The organism is Pseudomonas sp. LBUM1668 (assembly GCF_059695715.1).
The window spans coordinates 5,847,831-5,871,338 of record NZ_CP166787.1 but is presented as its reverse complement, the minus strand read 5'-3'; the positions used below and the strand labels follow the sequence as shown (position 1 = coordinate 5,871,338).

Genomic DNA, 23,508 nt, shown 5'->3' with positions numbered 1-23,508 from the left:
GAGCACTTTATGTTCAACTCAGCTAACGAGACCCACTTCAGCCTGACGGTTGAGGACTATGTCGGCGACCTGCAAGTGCTGTCGTTCACCGGCACCGAAGGCATCAGCCAGCCTTATCGCTTCGACCTCGAACTGGTCAGCGAGAACCCGGATCTGGACCTGGAAAAGCTTCTGCACAAGCAGGCATTCCTGGCGTTCGATCCGCAGGGCAGTGGCATCCACGGCCAGATCTACCGCGTCGCCCAAGGCGATGCCGGCAAGCGCCTGACCCGCTACAAAGTGTCGATGGTGCCGCAGCTGCAATACCTGCATCACCGCACCAACCAGCGCATCTACCAGCAGATGTCGGCGCCGAAAATCATCGCGCTGATCCTTGAAGAACACGGCATCAAAGGCAACGCCTACAGCTTCCAGCTGAGCCAGCCGTGCCCGGATCGCGACTATTGCGTGCAGTACGACGAAACCGACCTGCACTTCGTCCAGCGCCTGTGCGAAGAGGAGGGCATTCACTACCACTTCCAGCACAGCGACAAAGCTCACCTGCTGGTATTCGGCGACGACCAGACCGTGTTCCAGAAACTCGGCCAGCCCACCGCCTACGTACAAGGCAGCGGGATGGTCGCCGACGAACCGGTGATCAAAGGCTTCAAACTGCGCCTGGAAACCCGCACCAGCCGCGTCACGCGACGCGATTACGACTTCGAAAAACCGCGCCTGCAAATGGAAGCTGCTTATAAGCCTGAAGGCGAGAGCACCGAACCGGATCTCGAAGACTACGACTACCCCGGCCGCTTCATCGAGCGTGCGCGCGGTAAGTTCCTCAGCCAACGCGCCCTCGAACGCCACCGCGCCGACTATCGTCAGGCCGAGGGTCGTGGCGACCAGACCAAACTGGTCAGTGGCCACTTCATGGAAATGTCCGACCACCCGCGCAGCGAGTGGAACGACCTGTGGCTGCTCACCGAAATCGTCCACGAAGGCAAACAGCCGCAAGTCCTCGAAGAAGGCGTGACCAGCGACACCACCGACAACAAGGACGACTTTCACCAGGGCTACCGCAACACCTTCCTCGCCACCCCATGGGACGTGTTCTACCGCCCCGCGCTGGAACACCCGAAACCCCGCGTCCTCGGCAGCCAGACCGCCCACGTCACCGGCCCCAAAGGCGAAGAAATCCACTGCGACCAATACGGCCGCATCAAAGTGCAATTCCACTGGGACCGCGAAGGCCAGGCCGACGACAAAACCAGCTGCTGGATGCGCGTCTCCAGCTCCTGGGCCGGTGACCGCTACGGCGCGATCAGCATCCCGCGCATCGGCATGGAAGTCCTCGTAACCTTCCTCGAAGGCGACCCCGACCAACCCCTCGTCACCGGCTGCCTGTACCACAAGGAAAACCCGGTGCCGTATGCACTGCCGGCGAACAAAACCCGCAGCGTGTTCAAAACGCTTAGCTCGCCGGGTGGTGGTGGGTATAACGAACTGCGCATTGAAGACAAGAAAGGCGCCGAACAAATCTTCATCCACGCCCAGCGGGACTGGGACGAGAACGTCGAACACGACCAGAAGATTCGGGTCGGGAATGAACGTCATGACACGGTGGTGAAGAACACCTACACCGAGCTGAAAGCCGAGGAACACCGCACCACCATCAGCGACCGCAAGATCGAAGCGAAGCTGGATGATCACCTGACGATTGGGCAAAACCAGCATGTGAAGCTGGGGACTGCGCAACTGACCAGCGTGGGGAAAGAGATACACCTCAAGGCTGGGGACAAGATTGTTATTGAGGCGGGGACAGAGCTGACCATTCTTGGGGGTGGGAGCTTTATCAAGCTGGATGGCGGTGGTGTGACGGTGGTTGGGCCGGTGATCAAGATCAATGCCGGGGGCTCGGCTGGCTCCGGCACCGGGATCGGGATTAAACCGCCGGTGCTGCCGGGGGCGGCGGATAAGGATAAGGCGGGGAGTTTGATGGATCAGGCGTTGGGGAATGCGGTGCCTCAGAAAGCTGACCTTCGACCAATGCGAATGATCAGGTTCTCTGGTTGACCGCCAACGGATCAAAAAGGATTAGGTAAAAGTACAAATGACAGAGCCAGTGAAAGTTAAAAAGTGGTCTTACCCAATAAAGATAGGTGGTGCAGGTGGCACAGATCCACAGCAGTATTACGCGGCATTAGCGAAGGCGCAGGATGGTTATTACCCACTTGGCAGCAATGGCTTGTGGCATGGCGGCGTGCATTTTGATGAGGCTTCTGGATTAGTCTCGGCACAGAGCGAGGTTCGTTGCATCGCTGATGGGCAAGTAGTTGCCTATCGGATCGATGACACTTATCCAGCCACGGTATATACCGACCGTACCGCCTTTGCTTCGACAGGCTTTGTGCTGATTAAGCACGTCTTGGAGGTGCCGTCCCCTCCAGCACCACCTGCCGGAGCAGGTGGACCTCCGCCACCTGCTCCAGCTGCGGGACCGATATTGACGTTTTATAGCCTGTATATGCATCTGTTGGACATGGATGGCTACAGGACGAAAACGCCTATATTGGAGCGGCCGTCCTATTGGGTTAATGGAGGCTACCAAGTAAAAGCGGATGTGAAGGATCCCGTCGAGGGCCTGAATGTGCGCGCAGGGCTTCCAGGAACCACGGATTACACCAATATTCTGACTACATTGCCGCGTGGCACAACCGTCACCACGGGAGGCGCGAGTACAGATGGAAAATGGCTAAAAGTTGTAAGTGTGTCGCCGGAAGCTGACCAATCCGTAGCTGTAGGCGGCTGGGTGTTCAAAACCCAAATGAACAGTAAAGGCCCAGATCAGTACCTGATTGGCGAGCTAGCAAAAAATATACCTGCTAATCAGGCCAAGGGGTTGAGAGTTCGTAGAACGGGGTCGACCACCGGCGAGGTTATGTCGATTCTGCCTGCTGGCACTCAAATTGAAATTAGCCAGGAAGGCGCAGTTGGTAACTATCGAAAACTAGTAAAAGTTGTGAGTGGTAATCCAATTCCTGCACTTGCTGCTGATGAGGCTGGCAATATTGGAGGTTATGTATGGTTTCCCTCTCTTGAAACTAAGACTGAGCCCAAGGATATGGGGAAGGTCGTTTTGCTCGATGAACCTGTGACCATTAAGGCCGGCGCATTGGTTGGTTTTGCAGGTCATTATCAAGAACATGATGAAGGAGCACCTCGCAACCTAGTTCATGTGGAAGTATTCACGTGCGATGACATTGAGAAATTTGTTTCTCTTAGCCAAGGTGCAGCTGCTGCCTTACCAGACGATCAAAAAAATCTGTTAAAGATTCACAAAGATACGAAGCTAATTACTCATCGCCCAGATATAAGTGCGACCAATCCACCACAAGCCAACGACGCCGGTGTGGTGATTGGATATGATCTGGTTGTTCCCTCAAGTGTTTTAGAGGCCCTGCCGGATTCAAAAAAAATCAAACAATCTACCACTACCCCCAGCACAGGCAACGCTCCCGCAACTACAAGTACGACTAGATGGTGGCACCTCGAAGGGATACTGGGGGACGGCCAGGGAAATCCTGTCAGCGGCTGGGTGTGCGATAAGGATTTGATGACCACTCGCCATAAACCGTGGGAATGGGTCGGGTTTAAATTTATTGAAGAGACCGGCAGTAATGCCGATCACTTTTCTTCGTTTCTTCATGATCGCGATATGCTTACCGAGGAAGAAAAAGCTACCTTCGTTCCTCTAGCTAGTAAATCTACTAAAGGCCCGGTAAAGGAAGGGTTGTACGATATTATTGATTCTGATAAGAACGACAAACTGACATCTACTGAAATTCAAGCAGCACTTGCTAAACCTTGGTTCGCGCAATCTATATCTCAGCTTATTACTAAATATGAAAGTGAATGGTTCTATGATGCGGCGAAATGGGATGCCCTGGATGAACTAATGGGGCATTCAGCGGATCGTCCGAATTTAGACTGGGTTGCGCAAAAACAGAGGATTAAGAGTTTGTCTTGGTGGCCAGAGGTTGCACCAAAGGAAAGTTTAAGTCCGGATGGGAAGATATGGCATATACATCCAATAGGTATGGTTGGGAACTTTGATCAGAAAAAGTCGTGTAATTGTAAGGTTGATGTGTATGTTGTTAAGTATGGTAGTTTAAATTTTGGCCCGCAAGTAAAAGGGGAGAGTAAGTTGGGTGACTCACCCCATTGGAACATTATGCAAGCTGCCGGGAAGGTAACCGCTAGCGAAAGAAGAATAATTTCCGCTATGTGTGAGAACGAAGGTAAAATCAATGCTGTACAAGCTTATGATGGTGAGATTGTAACAGCGGGTGCGATGCAGAAAACCATTAAGAAGGAAACGGGTGCAGGTGAGCTTGCTGATCAAGTAAAAAGATTCAAAGATAGATATCTTGATGAATATTTAGAATTGTTTGAGGGGCAAGGGTGGTATCTTGATTTAAGCTCGACTAAACCACAAATGTATTATCAGCACCCAGATTTTTTAGATGGTCATAAGCTTGAGAAGGTCGAGTTAAAAAATGCACTGAGGTTAGGGTGTTCGCAGAGCACGCAGGGGCACTTAATTGAATGTAAACCAGTTTCGGTTTTGTCTTGTGCTATGGGATCCCCATCATATGTCGAGCTTCAGATCTCAGATTTCATTACGCGATTGAGGGGCGTTTTAGTGGAGTCGCCGACCTCGTACAGTTTCAAAATTGCCGAGCTTTTCAAATCAGAGTTTGGGATGGCCACCGTTTTAGACGAGAGTGTGAATCGACCCTCACATGTACCTGATAGTGTGAAAAGAGCTCTGGATAAGTTTTTTCTGGCGCATGCTACTGTAAGTAGAGATGTTACCACGTGGGGTATTAATCACTCAGCGTATGAACGAGAAATTCTTGTGTATTACGGGACTGGAACTAATCGCGGCAATATGACAGATGGACCGATTCGACATAATAATCTCAAGGTGGCCTTGAATGGTTAATAAGTTTCATGCATTTTTTGTGGTGGGTGTTTTGGCAACCTCCCCGTGTCGTGCTGAAGGTGAGCCAGTCGTTGTAAATGGCGTGGACGGTACTTCTGTGCGTTTTAGCGGTTGGGACAAACTTCGTAGTGGGTGGAATAGTGTCGAATATAAAGGGGTAAATGATAATTTTTCTATTTATAGCCTTCCAACCAAGTCGACCCCGTCAGGAATTTCTACATTAATAAGCTTGGAGAATGTGTCTCCTGATAAGAGGAAGATGCTTTTGCTGCGCGTTGTTTCTGGAGAGGTGAGCGATGGTCACGGGTACAGTGAACAATCCGAGCAAGCCTATTGTGATGCGGTTTCCTTAGAGACAGGTTGTGTTGAAAATATTGGTTCTGCACTCCAGTGTGATGGCTCTTGGGTTGGTGCAGTGTGGAAAGACTCTACTGGGGAAGTATATGATTTTGTCAAAAGCAGTTTTCCTCCGAAAAGCATGATAGACCAAGTTTCCAGAATTTCTTCAGTCGAGTTACGAGCGAACTCTATAAAAGATTTGATGTTTATGGGCATCCCCTCATATATGGCTTGCAATCCACCTAAGTCAAATGTGGCAGCGTACAATGATATCGGTTTTTATTTTGCGGAGGGTGGTGAAAATCTGTTAGCTACGCAAGTTTATGAGCGGTTGCTGCCTCTTGCGCCGGATAGAGTGCCGTTGAAACTTAATATGGCAGACTCGCTTTGGGCGCTCGGTAAACATAATGAAGCAAAGAATTATTATGTTGAATATCGTTCAGTGATGGCGAAAAAAGGCTTGTCAGGAAAAATTCCTGCACGAGTTGGAGAACGCTTGGATCCGAATAAATAGAGCATAGCTATTGGATGAAAATGGGGGCAAACCACGCTTTAGTAATAATCAGGAAGCATAGGTCTGTCCCTTTTTTCTACTCTATAGCTAAACAACACGCCGAATCACGCATCATTGCACTTGAGGGGCATTATGATAAGGCTGTTAGCTTTTTTCGTTTTCGCGCTCATGGCAACAGTGATAAGTGCGAGCTCTAGCTGCGAGGCTGACCTGAATGGAGATGGAGTCTGCGATCCGTATAGTGTTAGACCACTCGAGGATGACGGCACAATTTCGCGAATCACTATCGATATTGGTGGGGGCAACAAGTCAGTTTCGGGAAATTTTGAGCTAGGACACGGTGGGTTGTCTGTAGGTTATCTACCAGGCGAATTCTCGTTGCTGCTGGATTTCTATACTCGTAATACTGATCTTACGCAGTACAGTTTTAAATGGATTTCTGGGAAGAAAGACTGGGTTCTCTATAAAAAATCTACTTGGGCGGAACCTAGTAAAGATGAAAAATATACCTTGGGTGGTGAGAGGGTACCAGTTGAAGCACTATTTCCGCAGAAGTTTAATGTTCAGCGTGTGGCGTGTTGCACCCTGTTTTCTCAGTTTTCCGAAAATGGGCCCAATTTTAGCTATTTGAGTAATGAGGATCAGCTTGCAGAAATCAGGAAAGACTTCAAATATATTCTTGGTAAGCTTCCTCAGGGCGAAAAAGGAGAGTTGTTTTATGGGGTCGATGATGGCGGTAATAAAGTAAGAAGGAGCATTCCCCAGGAGCTGGTGTATGAGCTGACTTTGATAGTGTCCGATGATAATGTCGGGCCGCTAAATGATTATGCCTATTATTTGTATCGTAACAAAAATAGCGTTTTAGCTGCTTTGCTTTTGAAGGAGATTCATAAAAAATTCCCGGAGAGAGTCGTTGCAATATTGAATTTGGCAGATGCGTATTGGGATATAGGTATGAAGTCCGACGCGTGTCCGCTTTATAAAGAATATATCGCTAAAATGACAAAAAACGGAAAGGGTGGACGTATTCCACAGTCGGCTAAATCTCGAGAAAACTGTAGTTGATATGACCAATAGTAGGGGTGGGAACAGATCACGTTTTAGTAATTATAAGAAAAACGTGGTCTGTCCCATTTTTTCAGTGAACTTCTCGGCTCGTGAAGTAATGATAAATAAGCTTCTAAGATTTTTCTGAGGTCATTTGAATGATTCGCCTAATGGTGTTTTTGTTATCCATTTATAGTGGCGCTGCTTATTCGGCTTCAACTGAGCATAGCCTGATATGTAAAGAAGCTGATCGGAATGCCGATCAAGCTAGCTTGACTCTTTCTTTTGAAGGGGGAGTCTTCTCTCTTGATAATGCTGATCGCGGATGTCGGTCAGACTATGTTACTAGAGAAGTGGCAGGGGCCGAAAATAAAGCAATTATATTTTCTTATCCAACCAGTGATGATATGGGTCTAAACGCTCAGGTGATGATTTTTTCTGCTGTAGCTAAAGGTGGAAAGGCCGCATATATCGGAGACATCCCTGCTAGTGCTTCGGAGTTGGAGGATGGTACCTATAAAGATATTCAACAGTCCGGTGATTCAATTTACGAGAACGTTTACCGTATTGAAAGTACTAAAGTTGTGACTTTGACTCCAGGTAAAGAGTTGATCATTTCTGGCGAGCAATGTGTTTATAAGGAAGCGGGTAGCACTGTCTGTCAAAAGATGAAAGGCACCTTCAAAAAACCTGTGTGCGTCCTCAATAATGGTGAGCGCAAAGTCCTCGCGGATGCGAGGGAGTGCATGGACATGAGAGAAAATCTTTGAGGAAAACGGGACGGATTTATTTGTTACGCTCGACCGCTTTGAATTTAGTTGAGAACTTAAATAGATCTGGCCCGTTTGTCGGTTCTGACTCTATCTTCTGTCGCAGGCCCGTTCAGAATTGAACGGATCACTGAGTTTTTTTACGGACGCCAAGGAATGCAGATTTTCAGATTCAGCCTCATTTTTTTACTTTCAATACTGTCGCCTGTGGTCATGGCTGAGGGCACGATGATTGCCACCATCCTTCAGGCCGACTTTTCCAAGGACCCGGAAGTCCGGTTGCTTGTCAGAGTCGTCGATGTGGGTGGCGGTTCGGATACCCCTTCCATGGCGGTTCGTAATCAATGCCTGGAGAGGAAGGCGTCCGCAGAACGTCCTGGGCCGGATCCGTGCTTTTCGATAGAGATCACTGAGAGCAATAAGCAACGAGCCATTGTTCGGCAAACGCTATTGAATGATCCTCAGCGCACAACCGACCCTATCTATTTGGAAATTGTTTATCGCTCGGAGGTCAGCGAAAGCGATCCGACGAATCACCATCAGCGATCCGCCACACTGAAGATCGAAGAAAACGGCCTCTACAATTGGAACAATGAGAGCGAACAGGCATTGGCGGACGTTGAGTGGTTTCCCTCGGGAAATGGTGTTCTTGATCTGATGGTTCCTGACGCGGATGCATTGTTGAATTCTGTATTTCGAGATCGTATGAGTCGGCTGGACGAAAGCGGTCAGAAAGCACTGAGGGAAACTCAAAGAGCCTGGATGAAATTTCGAGATGCGGAGTGCCAGGCCGACCCGAAATTGCATAAATCAGTTTTCGGTGAGTGGTCCGATGCCTGCCTGATTCGCGCGACGATAGAGCGTGCTCGCCAATTGGCTTTGGCACCGGACAAGAGCAGACGTTGAAAAGGACAAGCCAGAGCATTCGCGCGAAAGCGTCGACTTGGATGAGCATGAACAAATTTTTCTTTCTCTTTTTTGCGCTATTTCCTTTAGGCGCTCAAAGCGCAGTCACCACCGAATCACTTTGCTTCGAATTATCCCAATCGAGCCCGGTAAAGTTCGAACTCCGTACCTACTACGACGAAGCCAGCAAATGGTCCGGTGGTTTCGTGAAGTACGCCAAATCCAGTGAGCCCATTTCCATTGTGTTGACGGATTCTCAGAATGAAATCAACGATCCAGACGCGCCTTGGCAGCACACCAGAACCTGGTCCGAAATCGTCAACGGTAAGGTCACGGGGACTTATGAGTTGATGACGCAAGGCTCGCAGATCGTCTCGATGTCTTACACAAAGCAGTCCAACGGTAAGGCTTATAGCTTCGGAATCAGCACCAGCATCGACTCCTCTCTCGAGTCCGGATGCAAGTGGGAGTAGGGCAGTACATGCAATTCAAAACTCTAGCGGTATCACTGCTCGGCCTGATGTGGACGATCCCGGCGTTAGCCGAAACCACCACGTTCAGTCCAACCAAAGGCGTCGACGCGACGCTGGTTCTTGAAGGCTCCAAGCTGAACATCGCGGTTAAAAGTGAAACGCACAGCGAGTCGCGAACAATCGATTTTGAAGCCGAAAACGAACTCCACATGCAGTTCGACGATTTCAATTTCGACGGCGCCCAGGATTTCGCAATCTGGCAGCTCGATGACGGCATGGGCACTTACCACTACTACCGGGTGTTCATTTACCAAGTCAAAACCGGCACCTTCGAAGAGTTGCAGCCGGACTGCGGCGATGGCTTCGTTAACCTGCGCGTCGACAAAAAGCGTAAAGCGTTGCTCAGCACCTACTGGGAAATGAACATCCCCAAGCAATGCATCACCGGATTCACCAAACGCAAAACCTGAATGACTCAAGGATGAACACAGTGAACCGTTTTGTTTTTACCCTGCTGGCCATGCTGCTGCCAGTTTCAGCGGTCTATGCGCAGGATGACTGCAGCCAGGTCACCTCAAGTCTGGAAATGGTGCCTTGCTCGGAGGCGGCGAAGCAGGTTGCCGATGCGCAGTTGAACGTCAGCTACAAGCAGCTGATGACGCGGCTTGAATCTGACTATCGAACAGATCCGGTGTTGGGCGCGGAGTACGCGGCGAAGGTCAAGGAGTCGCAGCGTGCGTGGCTGAAATTGCGCGATACGAATTGTCCGTTGGAGGCATTCGAAATCGAGACGGGGATGCCAGCGCATGTGTTCGCCGTCAACTCGTGTATCGCCAGAATGAGTCGCGAGCGTTCGGCGTATCTGGACAAGATTGCGCCGGAACAGTCCGCGCATCTATCCGATAAAGGCAATGCCAGCGACGCTTGTCCATCCGAGGATTTCTTACCGTTCCTGGCAGTGTTTTCTGCCGATATCGAAGCACAGCGCCGGCTCACTGCGTTTACCGTCAAATCGCTGGTATTAAAGCCAAAGGCCGAATCGGGTCGTTTCGAACCGGTGACCACGGGCGAGAAGGGGGCTGGGTTGGCCTATCCGTTGATGGCGCCTATCGAATCTCGCAAAACCCCGGGTGTTGTGATTTGGGAATACGACGACAGCCATTCCACTGTTGTGGATCGACGCGCCGGTTGGAGCAACGTCAAAGCCTTCAACTTTTCCCGGCAGGCGTGTTGGGTGCTCGAGGGTGTTGAAGACTGGTCGATTCGGGAAAAAGACCTGGTAGCGGCGAGCACGCCGACGATGAGCAAGAAAGAAAGTTTCTGTTTCCAGCGTGCCGAGGCGTTCGAAGCATTGGGTGCGCCGGAAGACCAGCCTCGCACCGTTGAGTTGTTTGAGGCCACGCTAGAAAACTTATTATGTGCAGCGCACTCCGGAGACCCACTCGCCAGTTATAAAGCAGCCATTCTGAGTCTCTCGGGCATGGCGCCGCAGGTGCCGACGGATACTTTGGAGTCACTATTCAAAGCAGCGGCCACCACTTTGCCGAACGGTGCGATGGGGCTTTCCGAGTTTTACTGCGACGGCAACGAGCTAACATTTGATGGTCCCTGCAAAAATCCTGCGCTTGCAGAGCAGGCACTGATGGGCGCCGTGAAAATGGGCGATGCCAACGCGATCAGCAAGTTGGGATCTACCTTCGCGAGCGGCGAATGGGGTACCAAAGATCCATCCCGAGCCATGGCCTGTTATCAACTGGCTCTCGCGAAGGGTAGCGAAGGCGCGAGTTTCGGTTTGGAACACTTGAAGAAAAACTCCACCACGCCAATCAAACCCAGCCACTGCTACTGACAACCCCCGAAACCCCAAGCTTTTCCTTTAAACTCCCCACCCCCAAGGAATGCGCTCAGGACACGGAATGCCAGCCCCCTCGACCTCGCTTCGCCCCGCGCTAGTGCTCTGGCTGTACGCCGCCGCGATCGTGCACATACTCGCCGGTCTCACCCTGACCTGGGCCGGGCATTCCGGTTTACTCGACGGCTATCTGCAAGTTCTCGAACTGGCATTCTGGGGCGCCGACGCAGTACCCGCCGCCGGCCACGAACAACAGGTCTGGTGGCTCGCACTCTTCGGCGCGACGCTGCAAAGTTATTCGCTGTACATGCTCGCGCTGGTGCACATCGGCAATCGCTCGAAAGCGCCGATGGTGTGGGGCTGGTTGATCGCCGGCATCCTGTTATGGGCGCCGCAGGATATGTGGCTGTCAGCGCAACAACAGGTCTGGTCGCACCTGTGGCTCGACGGTTTTGCGCTGTTGCTGCTGTTGCCGCCGCTGGTCTGTCTGTATCGCCATGACCGTCGAAAATCCCCTCGAGTAAAGACTCAGAGCACGTCCAACCCGTTTGCCGGCAGCGCCCACAAGCGTGTGCTGATCACCGGCGGTACCGGGTTTATTGGTGAGGCCGTGATCAACCAATTACTCGACGCCGGCCACACCGTGAGTGTGCTGGCACGTGATCCGTTAAAAGCAGCCAATCTGTTCGGCGGTCGCGTTCGCAGCGTGCAGTCCCTGAGCGAACTCAGCCACGATGAAACCTTCGATGTGGTGATCAACCTCGCAGGCGCGCCGGTTGCCGGCCCACGTTGGACTCCGAAACGTCAGGCTCAACTGCTCGCCAGCCGAGTCGGCACAACCGAAGCACTGATGACCTGGCTGAAGAACACCAAGCACAAACCAGCGCTATGGATTCAAGCCTCGGCCATCGGCTACTACGGCGTGCGCGATGCCAGCGAAAGCCTCGACGAACACGCCGGCAAGGGCGACGGTTTCATGGCTGAACTCTGTGCGCGTTGGGAAGCCGCCGCGCAACCGGCCACCGAGTTTGGCGTGCGTCAGGTGGTGCTGCGCCTCGGCGTGGTGTTCGGCCCGGGCGGTGCGTTGACACCGTTGCTGATGCCGTTCCGTCTGGGCTTCGGCGGGCGCATGGGTGACGGTCGGCAGATCATGAGCTGGGTGCATCGCGACGATGTGCTTCAGGTGATCGCGCGGGCCTTCGACGATGAAAGTTTGCGCGGCACTTACAACATGGTCGCGCCCGAAACGATCAGTCAGGCAGCATTCGCCGAGCAGGCCGGCAAGGTCCTCAAGCGTCCGGTGTGGTTCCACATTCCCGCTGCGCCAGTGCGTGCTATGGCAGGGGAGATGGCGCAGTTGTTCTTCGACGGTCAGCGCGTGGTGCCGCAGCGTTTGACCGAGGCCGGCTACACATTCCGCTATCCAACCCTCGACGCCGCTCTGCGCGATCTGACCTGAGGATCGTCCATGAGCAAGCCGTTGATGTACCTGCTGGCCGGCAACGGCAGCGCCGCCGATTGGTGGGACGATGCGTTGCCGCACTTTCAGCGCTACGACGTGGTGCCGCTGGAGTTGCCGGGCTTCGGCGCCAATCCGCAGCCACCCTGCGAGGATCTCGCGGCCTACGCCGAGACCTTGCTGGCGATGACGCAAAAGGGCAGTGCGATCATGGCGGTCGGGGTCAATGCCTTGCTGGTGCTGCATGCGTTGCAACGTCGGCCCGGGCACTTTTCCCGCAGTGTTTTGCTGGCGCCGGTCGGGGCGTTTTTGTGGCAGCGTCGCTTGCCGGCATTGATGTCGCCGCTGCCGATCCGCAAGACCATTCACTGGTTGCTGTCGAATAAACCCACGCTGTTCGCGCGCAAGTTTTCCAACCAGACCTGGACGCCCTCGCAGTACCAGCGCATGGGCGCCGGTTATGCGCGTTGCCGGGCATTCGTGCCGCACTGGGAACTGGTGCGGGCCGACACCGCGCTGCCGCTGCTGGAGTGGATCACCGATCCGGTCGAGCTGGTTTGGGGCGATCAGGACAACGTGCTGGGCATCGAGCAAGCGGCGGCGTGGTCGGCGATTCTCGCTCGCGCTGATCTGACCATCAGCCTCAAACCCGGTTGGGGTCACTACCCGTGGATCGACTCGCCCGCGCAGTTCGCGCAGTGGCTGGAGTCGGGCGAGCGCGGGTTTGTCGCGCACACCAAGGGCGGGCGTTTGCGCTTGGCTGAACTGGCGCGGCAACCGGTGCCGGCGGCGCTGACGCTCAACGATTGCAACGACCCGCGTCTGCCTGCGTTTCTCGCCGCCCAACCTGATGTGACCTGGGCGGTGCGCTCCTCCAGTTACGGCGAGGATCAGGCCGATTCGGCCAACGCCGGGTTGAGCACGACTTACCTGCGCGAGCCGCGCGCCAACGTGCCAAACCGCATCGCCGAATTGACCGCCGAAGGCGTCGAGGAAGTGGTGGTGCAGCGCTTTATCACGCCGGTCGTTTCCGGGATAGCTTTCGTGCGACATCTGTCGGTGGAGCTGGAATGGGTTGAAGGCCATCTCGAATCGCTGGCCGACGGTCACGTCAGCCCTTCGCGGGCAACGCTTTCGCGGGTTGGCGATGCCTGGCGTAGCGGCGCGTTCACGCCATCCCACGGCTTGACCGAAGAGCGGCTATGGCAATTTCTGCAAGACGTGTTGCGGGTGTTCCACTACGTGCCCGGCGACGTCGAATGGGCCTGGGACGGCTCACAACTGTGGCTGCTGCAATACCGGCCGATCAGCGACTACGGCTGGCGCCGGCACCTCACCGCCGCGAACATCGCCGAGATCCTGCCGCCGCAACCGAGCGTTTTTGTCGAGTACGCTCAGCGCCGCGCGGCGGCGAGTATCCCGGCGATCATGGCGCGGTGGGATGCGCGGGTGTTGCAGGACAACGAGCCGTTCACTGCCGTGTTCGGCGGCGCGTCCTACATCAACAACGATTTGTTCCTCGCCCGACTCGCCGACTGGGGCATCAGCGCCAGCAACTACGCCGGTGAAGTCGGTGGCGCGACCCCGTATCTGCCGTGGCAACCGCTGAAGATGCTGCGCTCGTTGCCGCTGTTCCTGCGCATGCAACGCATCGCCCGAGGTCATCTGCTGACCCTTGAGCGTGGTTTGCAGCGTTTCGATCAGGAGTTGACCGACCTCGTCGCCCAGGGTGCCGACGGCCAACAACTGGCGGACTGGTTCACCCGGTTTTACGTGTTCGTGGTGCAAGGCAATCTGTGCATCGCCACGGCGCTGGCCAGCAGTGGCGGCGACTGGCTGGGCCGCCCGCCGACGGCTTACGACAACCTTGAAAACAGCCCGCATCGTTTGCCTTGGGAGACCGACCCGGCCACCCCTCGGCCAGCGGCGAGCGAATTGCCGCTCCAGCCATTCCCACAATGGTCACGGCTAATCCGCCTCGCCAACGCGACCGGCCTGCCGGGCCTGCGCGGTTACTACCTGCAAGTGCGAGAGTGGTATCGCGACAACCTGATGCGCATCTTTTTCCGTCTGCACCACGCCATGCCGCTGGCGGATCGCGAGCACTGGTTCGCGCCGCATCCGGACGTGCGGACGCGCGATGGAAGCTTCTGGCAGGACGGTCGCGAAGGTGCGGAGCAGGCCACCGGGTTCATGATTTATCCGGGGCAAGTGCAGGGCATTCTGGGCGAGGATATTTTGCTCGAAGACACCCTCGATCCGGGGCGGCACGCGTATTACCAGACGGCGCGGGCGGTGATTGCGCGGATGGGTGGGCGCTTGTCGCATGGCTCGACGTTGTTGCGTGAATTGCGCAAGCCGTCGGCGGTGATGCCACAGGTTGATCCGGCGTGGGTGGGGTGTGAGGTGGTGTATCGGGATGGTGAGTTGGAATTGATCAATTCGAAGGAAACGAAGTGAAACGATTGCTGGTGTTATGTGTGAGCTGGTTGCCGATAGCGGTTATGGCGGCAGATGTTTGCAATCAGGAAGCTGACTCAAAATATTTCTTATCGCAATGGTCGCAGAGCAGTGAACATCCGGAAGACATACTTTCCAGTCTCGATGGAAAAGAATTTTCTATCGAGCCGGGCCACGTGGTTTTTCGCGGCGATCTAAATGGCGATGGCATCGAAGACTTTATATTCAATTCCCGCGTCGGCATTGGCTCATCAATGGATAGCACATTCGCCTTCCTGATCCAGTGTCGTGGTTATTTGAGGTATTCGGGCGGCGATTACTTCGCCGGCGTCAAAGTTCTGGACGGCCCACCCAAGGGGGGAGGTGAGTTCAAGGAGATCGAGATCTACTCCTACATTAGGGACAAGCGCGGGCGGATTCGCTACAAGGGTGAAAAGGCCATGACCCGGCCACATCTGTGGCAATTCAACCCGCAGACACAGCGTTATGAAGGGCAGTCTGAGTAAGTCGACGGTCCCCACTGCATTTATGGAGTTACTACGTGAAAGGATTTTCGATTTTTCTCGGCAGCTTGATATTGACCGCCGCGTCCATGGCATCCGCCGCCGATCCAGCGTTCAAGGATTACACCGTCACACCAGTTTTCACCGGCGCTAGCCATAAATTGGTACCGCAAGAAAACAGCAGCCCAATGATGGATCAGACACGGGTGCTAGCTCTGAAAGGCAAGGTCAACTTCGCCGGCCATTACATCCTGCACCAACTCGGTTGTGGCGGCAGCGCCATGTGCGCCGAAGTGCTCGATGCCCGCACCGGTGAAGTGGTCGGCGGCTTGCCGAATGCTTACGACGGCAGCACGTTCGCCATGCTCTACCAACCCGACAGCCGCTTGATCCTTATTTCCGGCATCGCCCTCGACGGTGAAGAAGATGCCCAGGGGAATTCGCTGGAAAGCGTCAACCGGGATCGCTATTACGAGTTTGTGAACAACGAATTCCGGCTGCTGACGATGACAGACGCAGAAACGCCGCCGCTTGATTAAGGATTAGGGGATGAACCGCTTACTCACGGGCTGTCTTTCTCTGTTGCTCTCGCTTCCGGCCGTCGCCGCTCCGACCGATGCCTACACCCAACGCGACGTCATGCAATGTGGCGGCGTTGAAGTGGTGTTGGTGTCGTCCTGCCGATCAGTGACGGTGGAGGACACCGCCGACCACGTGCTGCCGGTTTGCTCCGACCAGACAATCAACATCGTCGGCAAAGTGCTCCGGCGTGACGTCGGCAAGGTTTCGCAACTCACCTCGGACGGTATGCAGACGAAGATGTTAAGCAACGTGGTGGTGGCGATGGATTGTGTGACGGGCACCAAGGGCAGCCTCGTATCGATAGGCGGCTATGGCGGTTGCGGTGCCTGTCCGGAGTGGCGTGGTTATTACTCGACTACGGGGCGATTGGAGCAATTTAGCTTCGACAATAACCAGCGCTCATTTGGCTCGAAAGGCTCAAGGGAGGCGTTGATCAAATCTTATGGCGTCACGAAGAGACAACTTCAGTCGCAAAGCCCGGCGGTGAAAAGGATTGTCTATGGTCAGCCTTAAGATGGTGTTGATTGGCAGTCTGTTTGCCACAGCCAGCGCCTTTGCCGAAGAGCCGCCAATCGTTGGCATTGACGGGCACACAGTGACGTTACAGGCAAAAAAGTGGACTTCACCTGTGGTGGAGTCTGCCACTGCCTGGTTCACGGCGAATGGAAAAACATTTCCGCTCTTCCATGCCGGTATTGGTACTCAGGCCTATCCCGAATGGCTTAGCCCCGATAAGAAAACGTTGTTGGCGACCCCGGTGGAATACGGCGTAGTCATAGGTGAGAACGGTGAAGAAATAGCAACATCACAGGGGCATTGCGCTGTGATCTCGATGGAAACCGGTTGCGTGTTGGCTGAGAGTTACGAAAGATTTTGTGAGGGTAAATGGCTGGGCAATCAGTGGATTTCCGAAGAGGGCGGGGTGCTCAAGCATGCCTTGGAAACTAGGCCTCCCAACGAATTGCTGAAACATGCCTTGAGCATCGAAGCGGCGCAGTCCCGCGCCGAATCTCTCGAGTGGAGCATGAGTTTTTTAAGTCCAGAGTCCTACATGGCGTGCCATCCCCCGGCGCAAAATGTTCAAGCCTACAACGACCTCGGCTTTTATCTGGCCGAGGGTGGTAAAGATGAGCTGGCGCTGAAGTTTTTTCGAGGCGTTGAGACGGTTGGCAAGCGCACGGTGTTGATGTTGAACATGGCGGATTCCTTGTGGCGACTTGATCGGAAAGACGAGGCGCAACGGTACTACCGTGAATATCGCGATGCGATGAACTCCGCTGGCAAGGCAAAGAGAATTCCGCAACGTGTCATTGAGCGATCTGAGTTTCAGGGAGTGAAGAATTGAACAGGTTTGTCCGCTTTATCGCTTTGTTCCTTGGGCTGCTGTCCGCTTCGATCGCGCTCGCTGAGGACACTTGCAAAGTCATAACCGTGAGTTGGCAATACTTGGAATGTGTGGAAGCCGACCGTAAAGCGGCCGACGCAAAACTAAATGCCAGCTACAAAAAGCTCATGGCGCGCTTCGCTTCTCAGAGAGAGGCAGACCTTGCACAAGCTGAGGCGTTTACGGCAATCGCCAAAGATTCACAACGTGCCTGGCTCAAGTTGCGCGACACAACATGCTTGCTGGAGGCCACAGAAGTACAACCCGGCTCACAGGCGCAGTCCTTGATGATCAGTCTGTGTGTGGCACGGATAAGTCTGGAGCGTGCCGGTTATCTGGACGCGATCGCATCCGATCGACCGAGTGATGCGACCAATATCAGTAAAGTCTCTAAATCTGCCTCTCAACGCTTCGGCGATGTCGTGGCTCGCTACGTCAGTACCTTCAGTGATCCGTGCCTCACTGTTCAGATCCTCGCGCCTGACGGCAACTGGAGAGTGCTGTCGTCCAGGCAGTTTTGTAGTTTCGATGGCAAAGCGTTCTGGAAGGATTATGCCGACGCTGGTTTCGAGGATCACGCGTTTGCTGAGGATGGGTTACACGTGACGCTCAGCCTGACGGAGCTTCGTGGGCCTGGAGAGAAACGTCGCGCCTGTGTGATACCGATTCAGCACGCCCAGATCAAAGAGCTGAAATGCGGCGCGCCTGAGTCGACATGAAGATTAACCCCGGAAGGAAAATGGAATTGAGCAGGTTTTCAGGTTTTGTTTGTGCCTTTGGACTCATGGTCGGTTTGTCGACCCAATCGGCATTGGCCGGCGATCCACAAACCATTGGTGAGTTGCATCCGCCGGTAGTGGCGTCTTTGGGCGATCAAAAGATTACGGTGTTCTTTCTGAAGAACAACCTGAAAGAACAAGCGACCGGAGTTCACGTTCCCACCGCCGAGATCTTCTATTCAGCCTTGAACGCAGCCAAACCCACGCTGAATTATGTGTGGAAGGTGGAAGGCGAGCAGATAGCCTCGGTGTTCTTCTTCGAGCGCAAATCCCCCGCGCGCGCCGGAAAGTCGATGTTTGTTCTGACAAAGAACAAAATCTCGCACAGCCATTTCGAAGGTGATTCCTACTCGGTGCTGGAATTGCCGCTCTTCAAGGATGGTGATCAATTGTCTATGCAGTTCTTTCGAGGTGACCCGCCAGAACCCGAATTCCAGAACTGCCGAGACGGCTTAAATCTTGAGGATGACGTAGAAGTCGAGTGTGCTTACAAGGATGCGGCGAGCATTAGGAAGCGCTTGGCGGAATTGGATGCAAAGACCATTACGGGTTCAAAGCTGGATCAGAGCAACCTTCAGGAACCACGCAAAACCGAGGGTGATACGGCAAATTTTGCATGCCCCTCGACTGATTTTTCAGCGTCCCTCACAAGCCAGATCGCAGGCGATGACGCTGATAGACAGCAGGTCTTCCGAGGCGTTGGCCATGAGGGCTTCGGCGTCGGTGCCGGGGGAGAGGCTGAAGAGGCCGGTTTCGCGTTTGGGGCGTGGTTCGACGGCGGGTTTGAAATAGTGGTCGAGGGCGCGCTCGGCGGCTTCGTGGAATTTCTTTGAATCGGGAGACGCGTAGGGGGAGGTTGAATCAGCGTCGAATGTTTCATCAGTCATGGGTGTAAATCCTGAGCAGTTAATTGATTTTCCCCGAATACGGACTTGCACATCCGATCACCGATTTTGCGGCGACACACAGAGCTTATCGATAGCCCACCCGTCCGCCTAGTTCATGAACAGCCCGGCTCTTTGCAGGAAATTTTCCATAGGTTTACGGGGTGGAAGATCAAAAGATCGCAGCCTTCGGCAGCTCCTACAGAAATGTGTGTAGGCGTGTGTAGGGAAGTGTGACTTGGTAGTCATCGTGCTAGAAAACGGCGGCATCCTCTTCCAACGTTTACCAATAGTGGCGTTATCGCTTGAAGCCGTTACACTCCCCCGGCCGTTCATTTTCCTTTTGAGGCTGTGCGCATGAAATTTCGTTTTCTTCTGTGGATGATGGGTTTGTTGATGGGTAAGGCCAGCCGGACAAATCCCGCGTTCCAGCAGCAGTTGGGTGACAAGGATCTGGTGTTTCAGATGCAGACGCTGGATGGGAAAGTGGCGCGGCATTTCGTGGTCAAGGATCAACGCATCACCAGCAAGTCTGGGGTGGTGGCGGAGCCGGCGTTTGCGATTGCGTTTAAAGATGCGGGTTATGGCTTTGCCACGATGCAGGCGAAGAACAAGCAGTTGGCGTTTATGCAGGGGATTCAGGACAAGTCGATCCAGATCAAGGGCAATCCGGCGCTGGTGATGTGGTTTCAGGGGTTGATGAAGTATTTGAAGCCGAGGAAGGCCAAGCCAAAAGCCTGAGAGTAGAAGGGTTTTTGTGGCGAGGGGATTTATCCCCGTTGGGCTGCGAAGCGGCCCCAAAGCCAGAATACTCGATCTACCGGACAAACCTTGTTGGCTGGGTTTGCAACTGCTGCGCAGTCGGTCGGGGCGGTGCGACGTTTCGCTAAATCCCCTCACCACAGGTTTTTTTTCAGGCAGATAGATTGAGCTGGATTCATCGCGGGCAAGCCCGCTCCCACAGGGATCGCATAGATCTTGTGGGAGCGGGCTTGCCCGCGATGCGTTTAGGCCTGGCTGAATTGCGAAGCCAGTTCGCGCAGCAGGACTTCAGCCTCAAGCACTTTGCTGACGACGTCGTTGGCTTTTTCGCGGGTCAGGCCGACACGCTCGAGCAGTGCATCCGGGATGTCTTCATCCGGACCGGAGCCGATGCCACGGCTACGCAGCAGGCGCACGGCCAAACACACGAGGTTCGGGTATTCGGCGTAGGCGCCGTCGTAGCTTGGATCGTGCTGGAAGCGCAGGGCGGTGGCCAGTTCGTCGGGCATGTCCCAGTAGCGCATCAGCCACGAGCCGATCTGTTCGCGGCTGATGCCCAGCAGATGCTGCTCGATGTAGCTGTGGCACAGGTGCGGGTTGACCTCCAGGTGGCGGCAGATCAGCGAGAAGTGCGGCGGGAAGACGTGGGCCAGCAGCAGGTAGCCGAAGTTGTGCAGCAGACCGGCCAGATAAGTAAGGCCGGCTTCCGGGCGCTGGGCGCGCGGCATGGCGCGGGTCAGGCCTTCGATGACGGCGGCGGTGTAGATCGACTGCTGCCAGTACGGCGTCGTCTGTTGTGGATGATCTTTCGGCAGGCTCAGTGTCTTGCCGAGGGCCAGGCCCAGCGCCAGATTGATCACCAGATCGAAACCGAGCACGCGGACGATCGCGTCTTCCACCGAACGAATCTTGCCCGGCGAGGCGTAGTACGGCGACGCCGCCCAGCTCACCACTTGTGCGGCCAGCGCAGGGTCCGTTTCGACCACGCCGGTGATGTCGTCGATGGTGGCATTCGGGTCGACGCGCAACTTGATGATCTTTTGAGCGGTTTCGGCCAGCGGCGGAATCTCGATGGTCGCTTCCAGTCGCTGCTGGATGCGTCGCGCGGTGAACGCCTGCACAGCCTGGGTGATTTCCTTGCGGTCGTCATCAGGGCGGTCGAGGTTCGGACGAATGCTGGTCAGATTCTCGCCGAAGTTGGCGGCGCTGGCCTTGGTGAGCATGGTCTTGAAGTGTTCGCTGGTGATTTCCAGCAGCACGCCCGGCTCGCCGGAGTTGATCAGCAACTTCGGCTCGCGCAGCAGGCTTTCTTCGTAAAGGCACGGCGAACTGGTCAGCGCCGGCAGACCTGGCAACAGGCTCAGGCTGTGTTTGCCGAGCATTTTTTGCAGGCGCTCAGTCGACACGGCGGTCAGACGACGACCCGTCAGTTCGGCGAGGCGATTGAGGTCGAGCAGTTGGCTCTGTGGAAATAGCACCATCAGCGCGCCGACAGCGTCGTCCAGCAACACGGCTTGTACTTTGCGCGATGCATTGAGGCCGTGGTGGTCGAGCACTTCTTCGTAGACGATCCCGAGCTTGTCCAGCAGCAGCCGAATAACAGACGGAGCGTGCGGAGATTCGGGGGCGAGAGCAGCTTCGGTCATGGTCTGTATCCGTTTTTGAAACAATTGCAGGAGTATAACCAGCTCTGTAGGCGCGGGCTGTCAGAAACTGCGACGGTGCTCACACTTGGCCGTATTGCTGCCCGTGGCGCAGCCACCGATCGAGCAAGGGGCTGACGTGGGTCGGCCAGCGTTCCAGCAAGGCTTGGGCGGCGTCGCGCACGGCGGGCAACAAGTCGGCATCGCGCATCAGGTCGGCGACTTTGAATTGCAACAGACCGGTCTGGCGGGTGCCGAGCATTTCACCGGGGCCGCGCAGTTCGAGGTCTTTTTCGGCGATGACGAAACCGTCGTTGGTCTCGCGCATGATGCCCAGGCGCTGGCGGCCGATCTGCGACAGCGGCGGATGGTAGAGCAACACGCAATGGCTGGCCGCGCTGCCTCGACCGACGCGACCGCGCAATTGGTGCAACTGCGCGAGGCCCAGGCGCTCGGGGTTTTCGATGATCATCAGGCTGGCGTTGGGGACGTCGACGCCGACTTCGATCACCGTGGTTGCGACCAGCAATTGCAGGTTGCCGGCCTTGAACTCGGCCATCACCGCGGCTTTTTCGACAGGCTTCATGCGGCCGTGAATCAGGCCGACTTTCAGTTCGCCAAGGGCGGCGGTGAGGTCTTCGAAGGTGGTTTCGGCGGCCTGACAGGTCAGCTCTTCCGACTCTTCAATCAGCGTGCACACCCAGTAGGCCTGACGCCCTTCGGCGCAGGCGCCACGGACCCGTTCGATGACTTCGACGCGGCGTGTGTCAGTGACCAGCACAGTGTTGACCGGGGTTCGTCCGGGCGGTAACTCGTCAAGGATCGAGGTGTCGAGGTCGGCGTAGGCGCTCATCGCCAACGTGCGCGGAATCGGCGTGGCGGTCATGATCAATTGATGCGGGCACATGCGCCCACCGACGCCTTTCTGCCGCAACGCCAGACGTTGCTGCACGCCGAAGCGGTGTTGCTCGTCGATGATCACCAGCGCGAGGTTCTTGAACTTCACCTCTTCCTGAAACAGTGCATGCGTGCCCACCACCATCGGCGTGCCGCTGGCGATTTGCTCCAGCGCGGTGACGCGATTTTTGCCCTTGAGCTTGCCGGCCAGCCACGCGACTTCAATGCCCAGCGGTTCGAGCCAGCGCTTGAAGGTGATGAAGTGTTGTTCAGCGAGGATTTCGGTCGGCGCCATCAGCGCGACTTGGTATCCGGCCTCCAGCGCTTGCAACGCGGCGAGGGCGGCGACCACGGTTTTACCCGCGCCAACGTCACCCTGAATCAGCCGCAGCATCGGTTCGTGCTGACTGAGGTCGTAGGCGATTTCGTTGCCGACCCGCTGCTGGGCGCCGGTGGGGGCGAAGCCTAGATTGGCCAGGTATTTGGGCGGCAGTTTTTCCGCTTTCGGCATGGCTGGCGCCCGCAGGGAACGCATGCTTTCGCGCAGACGTTGCTGCGACAGTTGATGCGTCAGCAGTTCTTCGAAGGCGAGACGATGCTGGGCCCAGTGATGACCGAGGGCGAGTTCGTCAACGTCGGCATCGGCGGGCGGGTTGTGCAGGTAGCGGATCGCATCGGCCAGCGGCGCGAGTTGATAGTCGCGGGCCAGTTCGGTCGGCAGCCAGTCGGGCAGGGTGTCAGGCTTGAGCATCGTCAGCGTTTGCATGCACAACTGACGCAAGCGCGCTTGGGTCAGGCCTTCGGTCAGCGGATAGACCGGGGTCAGGGTTTCATCCACCGGCGGCGGCTCGTCGCCCGTGATGGCGCGGTATTCCGGGTGGTAGATCTCCAGTCCTGACGCGCCGGGCCGCGCTTCGCCGTAGCAGCGAATCCGCGTGCCGCGCTTGAGGCCTTCTTTCTGCGCGTTGCTGAAATGGTAGAAGCGCAGGCTCAAGCCGCCTGTGCCGTCCTGCAAGCGCACGACGAGGCTGCGACGTCGGCCCATGACCACGTCAGCCCCGCTGACGGTGCCTTCGACCACGGCGTCCTGTCCCGGTCGCAAGTGGCCGATCGGCACCACGCGGGTGCGATCCTGATAGCGCAGCGGCAGGTGGAACAGCACGTCCTGGAGGTTCTCCAGGCCGACCTTGGCCAGTTTCTCGGCCATGGCTTCGCCGACACCCTTGAGTGCCGTCACCGACACTTGCGACAGCTCTGTCATGACGCTCGC

At 55.4% G+C, this 23,508-nt stretch carries 19 protein-coding genes and 1 pseudogene; 17 read left to right on the top strand and 3 right to left on the bottom strand.

The annotated features are described in order from the left end of the window. The first annotated feature begins 9 nt into the window (after positions 1-9). From ACA061_RS26555 to ACA061_RS26480, 16 genes are all read left to right on the top strand, one after another. A complete protein-coding gene (locus tag ACA061_RS26555) occupies positions 10-2,052 on the top strand; it encodes a type VI secretion system Vgr family protein (protein ID WP_210553345.1) in 2,043 nt (680 codons plus the stop codon). A 37-nt stretch (positions 2,053-2,089) separates the two neighbouring features. Further along, complete coding sequence (locus ACA061_RS26550; protein WP_210553346.1) at positions 2,090-4,984, top strand: SH3 domain-containing protein; 2,895 nt, start codon at positions 2,090-2,092, stop codon at positions 4,982-4,984. Continuing rightward, the gene (locus ACA061_RS26545) at positions 4,977-5,837 is read left to right on the top strand and encodes a tetratricopeptide repeat protein (RefSeq protein WP_210553347.1); all 861 of its coding nucleotides are present in this window, start codon (positions 4,977-4,979) and stop codon (positions 5,835-5,837) included. Before ACA061_RS26550 ends, ACA061_RS26545 begins: the two co-directional genes overlap by 8 nt. A 168-nt stretch (positions 5,838-6,005) precedes the next feature. Then, positions 6,006-6,902 (top strand): tetratricopeptide repeat protein, encoded by an 897-nt coding sequence (locus ACA061_RS26540; protein ID WP_497300297.1) that lies wholly within the window; start codon positions 6,006-6,008, stop codon positions 6,900-6,902. Between the two features lie 140 nt (positions 6,903-7,042). Further along, positions 7,043-7,654 (top strand): hypothetical protein, encoded by a 612-nt coding sequence (locus ACA061_RS26535; protein ID WP_497300296.1) that lies wholly within the window; start codon positions 7,043-7,045, stop codon positions 7,652-7,654. A 156-nt stretch (positions 7,655-7,810) separates the two neighbouring features. After that, the gene (locus tag ACA061_RS26530) at positions 7,811-8,560 is read left to right on the top strand and encodes a lysozyme inhibitor LprI family protein (protein WP_224450877.1); all 750 of its coding nucleotides are present in this window, start codon (positions 7,811-7,813) and stop codon (positions 8,558-8,560) included. Positions 8,561-8,607: 47 nt separating this feature from the next. Continuing rightward, entirely contained in the window at positions 8,608-9,033 is a 426-nt protein-coding gene (locus ACA061_RS26525) for a hypothetical protein (RefSeq protein ID WP_210553350.1), read from the top strand. Positions 9,034-9,041: 8 nt separating this feature from the next. Continuing rightward, positions 9,042-9,503 carry an XAC2610-related protein gene (locus tag ACA061_RS26520; RefSeq protein WP_497300295.1) on the top strand — a complete coding sequence of 154 codons (462 nt, stop codon included), beginning with the start codon at positions 9,042-9,044 and terminating at the stop codon, positions 9,501-9,503. 20 nt (positions 9,504-9,523) lie between these two features. Then, positions 9,524-10,882, top strand: coding sequence for a lysozyme inhibitor LprI family protein (locus tag ACA061_RS26515; protein ID WP_210553352.1), 1,359 nt, complete (start codon positions 9,524-9,526; stop codon positions 10,880-10,882). A 67-nt stretch (positions 10,883-10,949) separates the two neighbouring features. Further along, the gene (locus ACA061_RS26510) at positions 10,950-12,344 is read left to right on the top strand and encodes a TIGR01777 family oxidoreductase (protein ID WP_497300294.1); all 1,395 of its coding nucleotides are present in this window, start codon (positions 10,950-10,952) and stop codon (positions 12,342-12,344) included. A 9-nt stretch (positions 12,345-12,353) separates the two neighbouring features. After that, complete coding sequence (locus ACA061_RS26505; RefSeq protein ID WP_497300293.1) at positions 12,354-14,804, top strand: alpha/beta hydrolase; 2,451 nt, start codon at positions 12,354-12,356, stop codon at positions 14,802-14,804. After that, positions 14,801-15,310: a hypothetical protein gene (locus ACA061_RS26500; protein WP_210553355.1), complete on the top strand. Its 510-nt coding sequence runs from the start codon at positions 14,801-14,803 to the stop codon at positions 15,308-15,310. Before ACA061_RS26505 ends, ACA061_RS26500 begins: the two co-directional genes overlap by 4 nt. 86 nt (positions 15,311-15,396) lie before the next feature. Further along, positions 15,397-15,846: a hypothetical protein gene (locus ACA061_RS26495; protein WP_210553568.1), complete on the top strand. Its 450-nt coding sequence runs from the start codon at positions 15,397-15,399 to the stop codon at positions 15,844-15,846. Between the two features lie 10 nt (positions 15,847-15,856). Further along, positions 15,857-16,402 carry a hypothetical protein gene (locus tag ACA061_RS26490; protein WP_150616877.1) on the top strand — a complete coding sequence of 182 codons (546 nt, stop codon included), beginning with the start codon at positions 15,857-15,859 and terminating at the stop codon, positions 16,400-16,402. Further along, a complete protein-coding gene (locus tag ACA061_RS26485) occupies positions 16,389-17,234 on the top strand; it encodes a tetratricopeptide repeat protein (protein ID WP_150616876.1) in 846 nt (281 codons plus the stop codon). The genes ACA061_RS26490 and ACA061_RS26485 overlap by 14 nt, the downstream gene beginning before the upstream one ends. Next, positions 17,231-17,992, top strand: coding sequence for a lysozyme inhibitor LprI family protein (locus ACA061_RS26480; protein ID WP_210553356.1), 762 nt, complete (start codon positions 17,231-17,233; stop codon positions 17,990-17,992). Before ACA061_RS26485 ends, ACA061_RS26480 begins: the two co-directional genes overlap by 4 nt. Positions 17,993-18,702: 710 nt before the next feature. On the opposite strand, the pseudogene ACA061_RS26475 reads toward ACA061_RS26480, so the two are convergent. Then, positions 18,703-18,939 (bottom strand): annotated as a pseudogene (locus ACA061_RS26475) (DUF6124 family protein); the annotation flags it as partial. Positions 18,940-19,293: 354 nt separating this feature from the next. On the opposite strand from ACA061_RS26475, the gene ACA061_RS26470 reads away from it, so the two are divergent. Continuing rightward, on the top strand, positions 19,294-19,677 hold the full coding sequence (locus tag ACA061_RS26470; protein WP_150595957.1) for a helicase: 384 nt from the start codon (positions 19,294-19,296) through the stop codon (positions 19,675-19,677). A gap of 266 nt (positions 19,678-19,943) precedes the next feature. Here the strand turns inward: ACA061_RS26470 and ACA061_RS26465 are convergent, their stop codons facing one another. Both ACA061_RS26465 and recG read right to left on the bottom strand, forming a co-directional pair. Next, positions 19,944-21,344 (bottom strand): aminoacyl-tRNA deacylase and HDOD domain-containing protein, encoded by a 1,401-nt coding sequence (locus tag ACA061_RS26465; protein WP_150604644.1) that lies wholly within the window; start codon positions 21,342-21,344, stop codon positions 19,944-19,946. 79 nt (positions 21,345-21,423) lie between these two features. Further along, entirely contained in the window at positions 21,424-23,499 is a 2,076-nt protein-coding gene (recG, locus tag ACA061_RS26460; protein ID WP_150616872.1) for an ATP-dependent DNA helicase RecG, read from the bottom strand. Positions 23,500-23,508 lie beyond the last annotated feature (9 nt).